The sequence below is a fragment of the Bacillus sp. FSL L8-0152 genome (assembly GCF_038006365.1).
Lineage (GTDB): Bacteria > Bacillota > Bacilli > Bacillales > Bacillaceae_G > Bacillus_A > Bacillus_A cereus.
Genome location: NZ_JBBOVB010000001.1, coordinates 5,193,233 through 5,207,257, shown reverse-complemented (window position 1 = coordinate 5,207,257; position 14,025 = coordinate 5,193,233). Strand labels below are relative to the sequence as shown.

Genomic DNA, 14,025 nt, shown 5'->3' with positions numbered 1-14,025 from the left:
TATTTACCACCTCGGAACTGTAATGTTTATTTGAAGTCCTTTTTTAGCTTCGGATACTATATGTATTTCTCCACCAATTGATTGAAGCCTTCCTTTTATACCGGAAAGCCCCATATGCTGCTTAGGAGAGTAGGGAGTGTCTATATTAAAACCTTTGCCGTTGTCTCGGTAGTCTAGGAAAATACAGTTATTCTCTTCCCATAAAAAAATCGATACGATGGTTGCCTCGGAATGTTTATCTGCGTTTGTTAGTAGTTCTTGAATGATACGATATAAAGATAAAATTTTGTCAAAATCGTAATGATGTTCTTGAATTGATTCATGATCAAATTGAATTTGAAACTGCACACGCAATTGTGTTTGGGCTAGCAATTCTCTTAATGCACCAATTAAACCAGCATCTGATAAAAGTGATGGACGCAATTCATTACATGTGTCGCGAATTTGTTGTATTACATCGTGCATACCGAAATGGATTTTTTTTAGTTCATTTTTTAATTCTAGTGGAAAGGATTTGTTTTTTAATAAAGAGTCTAGTTTGCGGTACCATACAATTTGATCTTGTAATGCAGAGTCGTGTAAATCTGAAGCAAGTCGGCGCCTTTCTTGTTCAGAAATTTGAAAGAGTAGGCGTGATAAGCTTGCAGAATTTGTTTTGGATTCTAAACTCTCCTGCTCTAGAGAATGAATAATTTCATTAATGGTATACAAGTTTTCGTAAATAAGACGGACGTATGTCGTGACAGTGATGAACCATGATTTTTCATGCGTATTATATTTAATATTATTCAATTTTCTTCCAATCCAGATGTAGTGTTTTATATGTTTAGTAGAGTATAAGTAAATGCCAATGCATCCATCATCCTCTAATAAATCATTAATTAGTAATGCTGCCATACTCCATTTTTTCTTTTTAGAAAGTGTGAAATCTTTCGTTTGTCGATATCCGTTACAGAGTGTATATGTGTTGTCTTTCATATCATATTGAACAAATTGAATAAAAGAAGGTTTCAACATCGAAACGATTTCATTAGTGAATTTTTTCTCTAACTCTTCTGTTTTCATAATAGATGATAGCTGTGCGGTAAACTGTTCAATGTTTACGTATAAGTTTGTTTTAGTCCGAAAGAGGTGATTACGGAATGTAAAATCTAATCTTTCTTTTAATATGAGAAATAGAATGTTTAACGGAAAAATAATAATAAAACTTTGCAGTAGTCGAGAGAGAAAATTGTCTTTGTAATAAATGCTCCAGCTCGTAATGATTGCAATTAATAGAGTTGGAATTAGTGACAGAAATGCGTAATACCGTAAACGATCAAATACAAACTCTATATCAAAAATCTGCTTCGTCGCTACTAAATAAAAATACCCGATTGGAAGAGCGATTAGGAACATAGCGCCAATATCTGCTGAGAGAATAGGTGTTTTGAATATTGCATCTGGAAGAGCATAGAGTGTAACGAACGGAAAGAAGGCAATGGAATGAATCGTGAGCATTAATTTTAAAAATGGTTTATGTACTGTACTGTGATATTTGATATAGGCACGGATTAAAAAATATATACAAAAGATAATATTTATTGAAAGGTAAATTAGTTCTAATCCATCGGTATTAACTATTGGACATGGAATGAACATCGTTAAAATAGAGAGTAATAGTAAAATAATGCCGATTGTAATATCGATTTTTAGAAATCTCATAGAAATAACGTATAGTTGCTTTTTCTTGAATAATTCATTCAACAATAAAATGAGAGACATAGGTGTACCTTGAAATACAATACTTAAAATAATGAGAGCGATAAAATCACCTTTACCAGATTCAACTGCGATTAGAAGACTTGAGGAAGTCATGAATAGAAACGTGATCAAAAAGAATGTTTCCCGGTTCAAAGGCTTCTTTGTATAAAGAAAAATAGATAACCCTAAACAAATAAAAGCGAGTAGGAAGGGAAAGTATACAGAAATAATTTTGTCACGAGAATCAATAAAATGTTGTGTTCCTTTATAAGTTTGGGTGATATCGTCTTTTTTAATTTGTATTTCAGATGCATTTAGTGATTGGTTTTGGTATCCAGGAAGTATTCCTAAATGAGGCTTTTCTTTATTTATCGAATAGATTATATCTCCTTCTTTTAAGTCCGTATGAAAAGCCCAACCGGAGGATTTAATTTTTGCTATTGTGTATGTAGTTGAGTCTGTTTTAGAAATAAGAACTCCACTATATGGTTGGTTTATTTTATATAAGATATAGCCTTGTAAACAAAAATACAGGATAGTTACACATAAAATGAAAACGAAGTTACGTTGTATCTGCAACGGTTTAGACACCTCTCTTTGTAGGTATATCGTTTAATTTCTGAATATTTTTATAATAACATTTAAGAAGTTTTCATACAATCAATGTCATCTGTTGAAATTGCGGTGAACCACATAAGAGTGGTTCGCCTTTTTTACGGTAAATACAGTACGGATTGCGGACAATAGCATCAGAAAGAAGTCTATGATAAAGATACAACTTAACAAGTAAATGAAGGAGGCAATAGTGATGAAAAAGTTTTTTTTGATGATAGGCGGGATTGCATTAGGAATGGCGGTTATTTATTTCGTAAAAAGCTAAAAGGGGATGTTATATATGGCATTTGAAATTCAAGGATTAAATAAAACATTTGGTGAATATAAAGCCGTTAATGATTTAAATATACGTGTAGAAGAAGGTGGAATTTTAGGGATGCTGGGCCGAAATGGTGCTGGTAAGACGACAACGATTCGTATGATCTTAGATTTAATCAAACCGGATAGCGGCCAAATTCTATGGAATAATCGCCCTTTTTCACAGAAAGACCTATCTATTGGCTATTTACCAGAAGAGCGTGGATTATACCCGAAAATGAATGTAGTGGAGCAATTGGTGTATTTCGGCAAGTTAGAAGGAATGCCAGCTAATCTTGCAAAAAGGCATGCGTTACAGTGGCTAGAAAAATTAGAAATGACACCACATTTAAAGAAGAAAACAGAGGAATTGTCAAAGGGAAATCAACAAAAAATTCAATTGATTTCAGCGATATTGCATAATCCAGAATTCATCATACTAGATGAACCATTTAGTGGCTTGGATCCTGTAAATGCAGAGATGTTAAAAAATGTTGTGCTCGAGTTAATCGCGCAAAGAAAAACGATTATCTTCTGTAGTCATCAAATGGACAGTGTAGAAACGTTCTGTGAGGAAATTTGTATTATGAAAAATGGTCAACTTGTATTATCGGGTGCCTTGTCAGATATTAAGAAAAGTTATCAATACAAATATATGACGTTGCAAACGGAAGGGGATATTGAACCTATTCTTAAGAATAAAAATTTCAATTTTGAAAAAGTTAATCGTACGTTCATGATTAAAGTTAATGATGGAGAGGATGCATTTTCGCTGCTTGAAGACATTAAAACTAAACAATATATCCGAGATGTTTCTATTAAAGAACCTTCTTTACATCAAATCTTTGTTGAAAAGGCGGGTGCATAAGTAATGAGGAATTTCTGGATTGTTTTAGGGCAAACGTATTGGGATCGTGTGAGGACGAAAATATTTATTGGGATGACATTGTTATTAATAGGGGGAGGGATATTCTTATTCTCCTTTCCAACTTTAGTACAAAAGTTTTCTGGAGAGAAAGAAAAAGCAAAAGTTGTATTTATTTCCGAAGCACCTAATGTTACTTTGGATCAATCTAATCTTAGTAAAGCTCTTCCAGAATGGGATTGGTCTTTAGGCGATAAAACAAAATTAAATCAATATAAGCAAGATTTGTTAGATAAGAAAGTCGAAGCGCTCTTTATATTAAAAGAGGGTGCGGGTGCTGAACCAGTATTAGATTACTTTATGAAGGTGGATAATCCTAAGTTGATTCAAAGTGCGCAGGTCTTTGTACAAAATCAGTATTTTCAAAGTGCGGTAGTTAAACAACAGTTATCAGAAGAGGCTGTGAAATCACTGACGATGAACGTGCAAGCAAAAAAGCAAAACTTAAATAACGAAGAAACAAGCTCATTCTTACTGGTGTATTTATTAGTAGCGATTATGTACTTAGCAATTACTTCGTATGGAAATGCGATTGCTACAGCGGTAGCGTCAGAGAAGGCGTCGCGTGTTATGGAAGTGATGGTAACGAAGGTGTCGCCTGTTCACATGGTCTTTGGGAAGATATTAGGAGTCGGTCTTGCTAGTTTGACACAGTTATTTATTTTCTTCCTTAGTATGGCGCTATATATTAAATCTGGAATTTTTAAGGTATCGGATTCGTTTTTTGGAGTGAATATTGATGTAAATATGATTACAGGTGAGCATGCTGCATATTTCTTGTTATATTTTGTTCTCGGTTACTTCGTTTATGCGGCACTTTTCGCAGTGTTTGGTTCTATGGTAAGCAGGCCAGAAGAATTATCCGGAACAACGATGCCGATTACTCTTATATTGATGGGAAGCTTAGTGGTGGAGTTATTAGTAGTACTTGATAACCCTGAAGGGCTAGTATCAAGGGTGACATCATATGTTCCGTTTACAGCTCCAATTAGTATGGTAGTTAGGATTATTAATGGATCCGTTGGGAGTTTAGAAATTATTACATCTATGGTTGTATTACTGGCTAGCATTAGCTTAATTGCTATGTTTGCAGCGAAGGTCTATCCGAAAGGTGTATTAAGAAGTGGTAAGAGCCTTAAATTCATTCAATTGTTAAAAAATAATTAATTGCAGGGGGGAATAAATTATGGGATTTTTTTCGAAAAGAAAACAAAAAATGATGGATAGTAATAACGAGAGAAGCGTGAAAAAAATAGTTGAGTTGTCTGTGGAAGAGATGAGAGGAATTCAAGGAGCGTCTAGTGAATCGAACGATTATCTCTATGATTCCTATGTAATTAGGAATCAAAGTTCCTTAGCTTTAAATAAGAGGTTTCTTTCTTAATTAAGAATCGTAAAAGAGTAGTTAGGCATAGTGAAGTGTCACTATACCTAAACTGCTCTTTTTATTTTGGAATTGAACAGAGATAAATTTAATGTTGTTATATATAAAATTAAGGGTTACTATTAGTATGTGGTAACAAATAATTGAGTTTATTATTTTCTTTCAATATTATTCAAATTTAGGTTGTAAGTTGTAAATCTCATTAATACATATAAATTAATAATATTTTGGAATGGGTGTCTGTGATAGCATTCTCCTTTTACCAAACTTATTGTACAATAGAAACAAGGGGGAGATTAGTTTGAAGGCAAGTCTTTTACAAGAACAAAGCTTACGTTTGGCAATGACACAAGAGTTAAGGCAAGCGATTACAATGCTCCAGTATAATGTACAAGAATTATCGGAGTTTTTGTATGAGCAATCGTTAGAGAATCCCCTTATTGAGTTAGGTGGTTTTGAGAGGGAGAAGAAAAAGAGCTCTAACAACAGTAAAAGTACCAGCAAACAAGTCGAGAATCAGATGGAGATCTACAGTGTGGATTCTACAACGATTCAGCAACATTTATTAAATCAAATACAGTATTATAAAATAGATGAAGAAGAGCGAAAAGTAGCTTCTTTCATTATTATGAACATGGATGGAAATGGATATTTACAAGAAACGAATGAAGAGTTAGCAGAGCTCCTTTCTGCGCATATTCATGTAGTCGACCGCTCTGTAGAGCTTGTCCAATCACTGGAACCAGCAGGGGTAGGGGCGCGTAATATTCAGGAATGTCTAACCTTGCAATTGAAGCGCTTACAAAGACGGAATGGATTAGCAGAAGAGGTTGTAGAAGATCATTTCGCTTATTTTGTGAAGAAAGATTGGCGAAAGCTCGTTCAAGTGTTGAAATGTAGTAATGAGGAATTACAGAGTGCGGTAAATTGTATAACGTCATTACAACCAAAACCAGGTCTTGCGTTTTCTTCAGATAAACCACTTTATATTGTGCCTGATATGGCGGTGAAAAAAGATGGCGATCGCCTCGTTTTACAAATGAATGAGAGAAATATGCCGAGAATTGAAATTCATTCTGAATATAGTGCGCTTCTTAATAATAGTGAAAGTGAAGTAGCATCTTACGTATCAGAAAAGTATCAGCATGTGCAGTGGATTATGCGCAGTTTGAAGCAGAGAAAACAGACGCTGCTGCAAGTGATGAATATTATTATGGAAAAACAACGTGATTTCTTCTGGAAAGGTCCAGAGTATTTAAGACCTCTCGCTTTAAAAGAGGTAGCGGAAGAGTTAAGTGTGCATGAATCAACAATTAGTCGTGCGACGCGAAATAAATATGTGCAAACACCACACGGTTTATTTGAGATGAAATCGTTCTTTAGCAATGCCGTTTCGACGACTGAAGATGAAGCAGTTTCTACAAAACGTGTAAAACAATTTATTCAAACGCTAGTTGGGGCAGAGGATAAGAAAAAGCCACTTTCAGATCAAAAGATTTCAAAATTATTAGAAGAAGAGCATGAAATTGTTATTTCTCGAAGAACAGTGGCGAAGTATAGAGAACAAATGCATATCCCAGCTTCGTCATTACGAAAAACGATCGGATAGGTGAAGAAGATGAAAGTTGTACTGTATACTAAAAAAGATTGTGGCCTTTGCGTGAAGGCGAAACAAGTTTTACAGGAAGTACAATGTGAATATTCTTTTCAAATCGAGGAAATAGATATATATGAAGATAATGACCTTTTAGAAAAATATCACTTAATGATTCCGGTTGTAGAAATGGACGGAAAACAAGTAGAATATGGTAACATTCACAAAGGTGTCATAATAAACTATATAAAGAATGCAGTTAAGAGTTGAATAAGTTTCTATCTCCTGTTACAATAATACACGTAGCAGGGATTATTTTTTTAACCTATGTGGGACACAAAATGTCACTACGGGACGTAAAGTGACCACAAGGGAAAATGAACCAATGTAGTGAGGAGAAAAGATATGCGCTCATGGATTCAGAATACAAAAAAATTATTACCTGATCTGCTACCTGTTATGCAAACGAGAATGCAAATTCTTCAATACATTAGGCTCATGCAGCCGATTGGAAGAAGAAACTTATCAGCAAGCCTCGGTATGACAGAACGAGTATTGCGAAGTGAAGTTCAAGTTTTGAAAGAACAAAACTTAGTTCACGTCGCTTCTTCTGGAATGACTTTGACAGAAGAAGGAACAGCTTTAGTTCTTGCTTTGGAAGACTTTATGAAAGAAATTTCCGGGTTAAAGGTTTTAGAAAAGCAACTTAAGGAAACATTAGACTTGGATGAAGTTTTCGTTGTCCCTGGTGATAGTGATGAATCACCTTGGGTCAAACTGGAGATGGGCCGTGCTTGTGTGACTTGTATAAAAGACCGTCTGACAGCGAATAATATCGTTGCTGTGGCTGGAGGAACTACGCTAGCTGCTGCTGCGGACATGATGCAACTTGATTGCAAAGATTTACATATGCTATTTGTCCCAGCACGTGGTGGAATTGGAGAAGGTGTTGAATTAGAAGCCAATACCATTTGTGCCAAGATGGCGCAAAATACGATGAGTAATTATCGCTTATTGTATGTTCCAGACCATGTTAGTAGCGAAGCATATGCGTCTATTGTGACAGAGCCTTCCGTGAAAGAAGTTCTTGAGTTGATTCGATCTTCCAATATCGTCATTCATGGAATAGGTGATGCGTTAACAATGGCACGTCGCAGAAGTACTTCAGAAGCAGATTGGTTAAAGATTCAAGCAAGCGAAGCAGTTGGCGAAGCTTTCGGTTACTACTTTAATGAAGAAGGAAATGTTGTTCATAAAGTAAGAACAGTTGGTATGCAACTTGAGGATTTACAAAATGTATCTCACGTTGTTGCAGTCGCTGGAGGTTCTTCAAAGGCAAAAGCAATACAGGCTGTAATAAAGCAAGGGCACACTTCAATTCTAATTACAGATGAAGGTGCAGCAAAACAATTAACAAAGGGTTTTACCCTTTAATATAATCCCCCAAGGAGGAAATTCAAATGACTAAAATTGGTATTAATGGATTTGGACGTATCGGACGTAACGTATTCCGCGCAGCTCTTAACAACTCTGAGGTAGAAGTAGTAGCAATCAACGACTTAACAGATGCTAAAACATTAGCTCACCTTTTAAAATATGACACAGTTCACGGAACTTTAAATGCAGAAGTATCTGCTAACGAAAACAGCATCGTTGTTAACGGTAAAGAAATTAAAGTTATCGCTGAGCGTGACCCAGCTCAATTACCATGGAGCGACTACGGAGTAGAAGTAGTAGTAGAATCTACTGGCCGTTTCACTAAAAAATCAGACGCTGAAAAACACTTAGGTGGATCAGTTAAGAAAGTTATCATCTCAGCTCCAGCTTCTGACGAAGATATCACTGTAGTTATGGGTGTTAACCATGAACAATACGATGCAGCTAACCACAACGTAGTATCTAACGCTTCTTGTACTACAAACTGTCTAGCTCCATTCGCTAAAGTATTAAACGAAAAATTCGGCGTAAAACGCGGAATGATGACAACAATTCACTCTTACACTAACGACCAACAAATCTTAGACTTACCACACAAAGATTTACGTCGTGCTCGTGCAGCAGCTGAAAACATGATCCCAACATCTACTGGTGCAGCTAAAGCTGTAGCATTAGTATTACCAGAACTTAAAGGTAAATTAAACGGTGGCGCTGTACGTGTTCCAACTGCTAACGTTTCTCTTGTTGACTTAGTTGTTGAACTTGACAAAGAAGTAACAGTTGAAGATGTAAACGCAGCATTCAAAGCAGCAGCTGAAGGCGAATTAAAAGGTATCCTTGGATACAGCGAAGAGCCATTAGTATCTATCGACTATAACGGATGTACAGCTTCTTCTACAATCGATGCATTATCTACAATGGTAATGGAAGGTAACATGGTTAAAGTACTTTCTTGGTACGATAACGAAACTGGTTACTCTAACCGCGTAGTAGACTTAGCAGCTTACATGACTTCAAAAGGTCTTTAATTCTTAATTATATAAGTTATCAATGACAAAACGAGGGAGAGGGTTTGTTCCCTCTCTCTCTTCTTTCGTTTTAAAAGCAAATGTGTTAAGCTTTTGAATGGGTTTTGTCAATCCTAACTAGTAGTCGGAGGGAAATCCAATGAACAAAAAATCAATTCGTGACGTAGATTTAAAAGGTAAGCGTGTATTTTGCCGCGTTGATTTCAACGTACCTATGAAAGAAGGCAAAATTACAGATGAAACTCGTATCCGTGCAGCTCTTCCTACAATTAAATATTTAGTAGAGCAAGGTGCGAAAGTTATTTTAGCAAGCCACTTAGGCCGTCCAAAAGGTCAAGCAGTAGAAGAATTACGTCTTACTCCAGTAGCAGCACGTTTAGGCGAGCTTCTTGGTAAAGATGTTAAAAAAGCTGACGAAGCATTCGGACCAGTTGCACAAGAAATGGTTGCAGCAATGAACGAAGGCGACGTATTAGTTCTTGAAAACGTACGTTTCTATGCGGGCGAAGAAAAGAACGATGCAGAACTTGCGAAAGAATTTGCAGCACTTGCTGACATCTTCGTAAACGATGCATTCGGTGCAGCTCACCGTGCTCATGCTTCTACAGCAGGTATCGCAGAATACCTACCAGCAGTATCTGGTCTATTAATGGAAAAAGAGTTAGATGTACTTGGTAAAGCACTTTCTAACCCAGAACGTCCATTTACAGCTATCATCGGTGGTGCGAAAGTAAAAGATAAAATCGGTGTAATTCGTCATCTATTAGACAAAGTAGATAACTTAATCATCGGTGGCGGACTTGCTTACACGTTCGTTAAAGCTTTAGGTCATGAAATTGGTCTATCTCTATGTGAAGACGACAAGATTGAACTAGCTAAAGAATTTATGCAACTTGCAAAAGAAAAAGGCGTAAACTTCTACATGCCAGTTGATGTTGTAATCACTGAGGAATTCTCTGAAACTGCAACAACTAAAATTGTTGGTATCGACTCTATCCCTTCTAACTGGGAAGGCGTGGACATCGGTCCTAAAACACGTGAAATTTATGCAGATGTAATTAAAAATTCTAAGCTTGTTGTATGGAATGGACCAATGGGTGTATTCGAAATGACTCCATTCGCAGAAGGTACAAAAGCAGTAGGACAAGCATTAGCAGATGCAGAAGATACATACTCTGTTATCGGCGGTGGTGACTCTGCAGCAGCTGTTGAAAAATTCGGTATGGCTGATAAAATGAGCCACATTTCTACTGGCGGCGGTGCGTCATTAGAATTCATGGAAGGTAAAGAGCTTCCAGGTGTAGTTTGTCTTAACGACAAATAAGTAGCAGCCAAAGAAAAAGGACGGTGCAAAGCATGCGTAAACCAATTATCGCAGGTAACTGGAAAATGAATAAAACTCTATCTGAAGCAGTTAGCTTCGTAGAGGAAGTTAAAGGTCAAATCCCAGCAGCTTCAGCTGTTGATGCAGTAGTTTGCTCTCCAGCTCTATTCTTAGAGCGTCTTGTAGCAGCAACTGAAGGAACTGACTTACAAGTAGGTGCACAAAACATGCACTTCGAAAAAAATGGTGCATTCACTGGCGAAATTAGCCCAGTAGCACTTAGCGACTTAAAAGTTGGCTATGTAGTACTTGGCCACTCTGAGCGTCGTGAAATGTTTGCTGAAACAGACGAATCAGTAAACAAAAAGACTATCGCAGCATTTGAACATGGTTTAACACCAATCGTATGTTGTGGTGAGACTTTAGAAGAGCGCGAAAGCGGAAAAACATTTGATCTAGTAGCAGGTCAAGTGACAAAAGCACTTGCAGGTTTAACAGAAGAGCAAGTTAAAGCAACTGTTATCGCTTATGAGCCAATCTGGGCTATCGGTACAGGTAAGTCTTCTTCTTCTGCAGATGCAAACGAAGTATGTGCGCACATCCGTAAAGTTGTTGCAGAAGCTGTTTCTCCAGAAGCTGCAGAAGCTGTTCGTATCCAATACGGCGGTAGCGTAAAACCAGAAAACATTAAAGAGTATATGGCACAATCTGACATCGACGGCGCTTTAGTTGGCGGTGCTAGCTTAGAGCCTGCTTCGTTCTTAGGTCTTCTGGGGGCGGTAAAATGAGAAAGCCAACAGCTTTAATCATTCTTGACGGTTTCGGACTTCGTGAAGAAACTTACGGGAATGCTGTAGCACAAGCTAAGAAACCTAATTTTGATGGTTACTGGAACAAATTCCCTCATACAACGCTTACAGCTTGTGGTGAGGCGGTAGGTCTTCCAGAAGGTCAAATGGGTAACTCTGAGGTTGGTCACTTAAATATCGGTGCTGGCCGCGTAGTATATCAAAGCTTAACACGCGTTAACGTTGCAATTCGTGAAGGTGAGTTCGATAAGAACGAAACTTTCCAAAATGCAATTAAAAGCGTAAAAGAAAAAGGTACTGCACTTCATTTATTCGGTTTACTTTCTGACGGTGGTGTGCACAGTCACATGAACCATATGTTTGCTCTTCTTCGCTTAGCAGCAAAAGAAGGCGTGGAGAAAGTTTATATCCATGCATTCTTAGATGGCCGCGATGTTGGACCACAAACAGCAAAAGGTTATATCGATGCAACGAATGAAGTAATTAAAGAAACAGGAGTAGGACAATTCGCGACTATCTCTGGTCGTTATTACTCTATGGACCGTGACAAGCGTTGGGATCGCGTAGAAAAATGTTACAGTGCTATGGTGAATGGTGAAGGCCCTACTTATAAATCAGCAGAAGAGTGTGTAGAAGACTCTTATGCGAACGGTATCTATGATGAATTCGTATTGCCGTCTGTAATTGTTAACGAAGATAACACGCCAGTTGCAACAATCAATGATGATGATGCAGTTATCTTCTATAACTTCCGTCCAGACCGTGCAATTCAAATTGCTCGTGTATTTACAAACGAAGACTTCCGTGAGTTCGATCGTGGTGAAAAAGTACCTCACATTCCAGAATTCGTATGTATGACACACTTCAGTGAAACTGTAGATGGTTACGTGGCATTCAAGCCAATGAACCTTGATAACACTTTAGGTGAAGTTGTTGCGCAAGCGGGATTAAAGCAACTTCGCATCGCGGAAACTGAAAAGTATCCGCACGTTACATTCTTCTTTAGCGGTGGTCGTGAGGCTGAATTCCCAGGAGAAGAGCGTATCTTAATTAACTCACCAAAGGTTGCAACGTATGACTTGAAACCTGAAATGAGCATTTACGAAGTAACGGACGCTTTAGTAAATGAAATCGAAAATGATAAACATGATGTTATCATTCTTAACTTTGCGAACTGTGATATGGTTGGCCATTCTGGGATGATGGAACCAACAATTAAAGCAGTAGAAGCAACTGACGAATGTTTAGGAAAAGTTGTAGAAGCAATTCTTGCAAAAGATGGTGTAGCACTTATTACTGCTGACCATGGTAATGCTGATCAGGAGTTAACTGCTGATGGCGGTCCTATGACAGCTCATACAACTAACCCGGTTCCTTTCATCGTTACAAAAAATGATGTAGAGCTTCGTGAAGGTGGTATTTTAGGAGATATCGCTCCAACAATGCTTACACTTTTAAATGTGGAACAACCGAAAGAAATGACAGGTAAAACAATTATTAAATAATTTGCTTATATAAAAAGGAGAGAATTTATTATGTCAACAATTATTGATGTTTATGCTCGCGAAGTCCTTGACTCTCGTGGTAACCCAACTGTAGAAGTAGAAGTTTACACAGAAAGCGGCGCTTTCGGACGCGCTATCGTACCAAGTGGTGCATCTACTGGTGAGCACGAAGCAGTAGAATTACGTGACGGTGACAAATCTCGTTACCTTGGTAAAGGTGTTGTTAACGCAGTAAACAACGTTAACGAAATTATCGCTCCAGAAATCGCTGGTTTCGATGTAACTGACCAAGCTGGTATCGACCGTGCTATGATCGAATTAGATGGCACTCCAAACAAAGGTAAACTAGGCGCTAACGCTATCCTTGGTGTATCTATGGCAGTAGCTCACGCAGCAGCTGACTTCGTAGGTCTTCCATTATACCGTTACCTTGGTGGATTCAATGCAAAACAATTACCAACTCCAATGATGAACATCATCAACGGTGGTTCTCACGCTGATAACAACGTTGACTTCCAAGAGTTCATGATCTTACCAGTTGGTGCTCCAACATTCAAAGAATCAATCCGTATGGGTGCTGAAGTATTCCATGCACTTAAAGCTGTATTACATGACAAAGGTCTTAACACTGCAGTAGGTGACGAAGGTGGATTCGCTCCAAACCTTGGTTCTAACCGTGAAGCTCTAGAAGTAATCATCGAAGCTATCGAAAAAGCTGGTTACAAAGCTGGCGAGAACGTATTCTTAGGAATGGACGTTGCTTCTTCTGAGTTCTACAACAAAGAAACTGGTAAATATGACCTTGCAGGCGAAGGCCGTACTGGCTTAACTTCTGCAGAAATGGTTGATTTCTACGAAGAGCTTTGCAAAGACTTCCCAATCATCTCTATCGAAGATGGTTTAGACGAAAACGACTGGGATGGTCACAAATTATTAACTGAGCGTATCGGTGATAAAGTACAATTAGTTGGTGACGATTTATTCGTAACTAACACTCAAAAACTTGCTGAAGGTATCGAAAAAGGTATCTCTAACTCAATCTTAATTAAAGTTAACCAAATCGGTACTTTAACTGAGACTTTCGAAGCTATCGAAATGGCTAAACGTGCTGGTTACACAGCAGTTGTATCTCACCGTTCTGGTGAAACTGAAGATGCTACAATCGCTGACATCGCAGTTGCAACTAACGCTGGCCAAATCAAAACTGGTTCTATGAGCCGTACTGACCGTATTGCTAAGTACAACCAATTATTACGCATCGAAGACGAACTAGGCGAAATCGCTGTTTACGATGGTATCAAATCTTTCTATAACATCAAACGATAATTGTAGAAAATAAACGATAGACCGTGAGAAATCACGGT

12 protein-coding genes are annotated in these 14,025 nt (G+C 37.7%); 11 read left to right on the top strand and 1 reads right to left on the bottom strand.

What is annotated here, in order from left to right; translation table 11 throughout:
• Positions 1 to 3: 3 nt before the first annotated feature.
• Entirely contained in the window at positions 4 to 2,322 is a 2,319-nt protein-coding gene (locus tag MHH27_RS26520) for a sensor histidine kinase (RefSeq protein WP_340944606.1), read from the bottom strand.
• Positions 2,323 to 2,638: 316 nt separating this feature from the next.
• Here MHH27_RS26520 and MHH27_RS26515 point away from each other — a divergent pair, with 316 nt between their 5' ends.
• The 11 genes from MHH27_RS26515 (at position 2,639) to eno (ending at position 13,987) form a co-directional block, all read left to right on the top strand.
• Positions 2,639 to 3,523, top strand: a complete 885-nt coding sequence (locus MHH27_RS26515; protein ID WP_340944603.1) for an ABC transporter ATP-binding protein — start codon at positions 2,639 to 2,641, stop codon at positions 3,521 to 3,523.
• Positions 3,524 to 3,526: 3 nt separating this feature from the next.
• Positions 3,527 to 4,747: an ABC transporter permease gene (locus MHH27_RS26510; protein WP_001243601.1), complete on the top strand. Its 1,221-nt coding sequence runs from the start codon at positions 3,527 to 3,529 to the stop codon at positions 4,745 to 4,747.
• Between the two features lie 19 nt (positions 4,748 to 4,766).
• Positions 4,767 to 4,964, top strand: coding sequence for a hypothetical protein (locus tag MHH27_RS26505; protein WP_000505575.1), 198 nt, complete (start codon positions 4,767 to 4,769; stop codon positions 4,962 to 4,964).
• A 301-nt stretch (positions 4,965 to 5,265) separates the two neighbouring features.
• Positions 5,266 to 6,573 (top strand): RNA polymerase factor sigma-54, encoded by a 1,308-nt coding sequence (gene rpoN / locus MHH27_RS26500; protein ID WP_000647954.1) that lies wholly within the window; start codon positions 5,266 to 5,268, stop codon positions 6,571 to 6,573.
• A 9-nt stretch (positions 6,574 to 6,582) separates the two neighbouring features.
• Positions 6,583 to 6,828, top strand: coding sequence for a glutaredoxin family protein (locus MHH27_RS26495; RefSeq protein WP_000869730.1), 246 nt, complete (start codon positions 6,583 to 6,585; stop codon positions 6,826 to 6,828).
• 135 nt (positions 6,829 to 6,963) lie between these two features.
• Complete coding sequence (gene cggR / locus MHH27_RS26490) at positions 6,964 to 7,992, top strand: gapA transcriptional regulator CggR (RefSeq protein ID WP_001258185.1); 1,029 nt, start codon at positions 6,964 to 6,966, stop codon at positions 7,990 to 7,992.
• Between the two features lie 26 nt (positions 7,993 to 8,018).
• Positions 8,019 to 9,023: a type I glyceraldehyde-3-phosphate dehydrogenase gene (gene gap, locus MHH27_RS26485; protein WP_000161234.1), complete on the top strand. Its 1,005-nt coding sequence runs from the start codon at positions 8,019 to 8,021 to the stop codon at positions 9,021 to 9,023.
• A gap of 139 nt (positions 9,024 to 9,162) precedes the next feature.
• Positions 9,163 to 10,347, top strand: coding sequence for a phosphoglycerate kinase (locus tag MHH27_RS26480; protein WP_098250815.1), 1,185 nt, complete (start codon positions 9,163 to 9,165; stop codon positions 10,345 to 10,347).
• Between the two features lie 32 nt (positions 10,348 to 10,379).
• On the top strand, positions 10,380 to 11,135 hold the full coding sequence (tpiA, locus tag MHH27_RS26475) for a triose-phosphate isomerase (protein ID WP_001231038.1): 756 nt from the start codon (positions 10,380 to 10,382) through the stop codon (positions 11,133 to 11,135).
• The gene (gene gpmI / locus MHH27_RS26470; RefSeq protein ID WP_001231158.1) at positions 11,132 to 12,661 is read left to right on the top strand and encodes a 2,3-bisphosphoglycerate-independent phosphoglycerate mutase; all 1,530 of its coding nucleotides are present in this window, start codon (positions 11,132 to 11,134) and stop codon (positions 12,659 to 12,661) included. The genes tpiA and gpmI overlap by 4 nt, the downstream gene beginning before the upstream one ends.
• 30 nt (positions 12,662 to 12,691) lie before the next feature.
• Positions 12,692 to 13,987, top strand: a complete 1,296-nt coding sequence (gene eno / locus MHH27_RS26465; RefSeq protein WP_000103951.1) for a phosphopyruvate hydratase — start codon at positions 12,692 to 12,694, stop codon at positions 13,985 to 13,987.
• Positions 13,988 to 14,025: the final 38 nt, after the last annotated feature.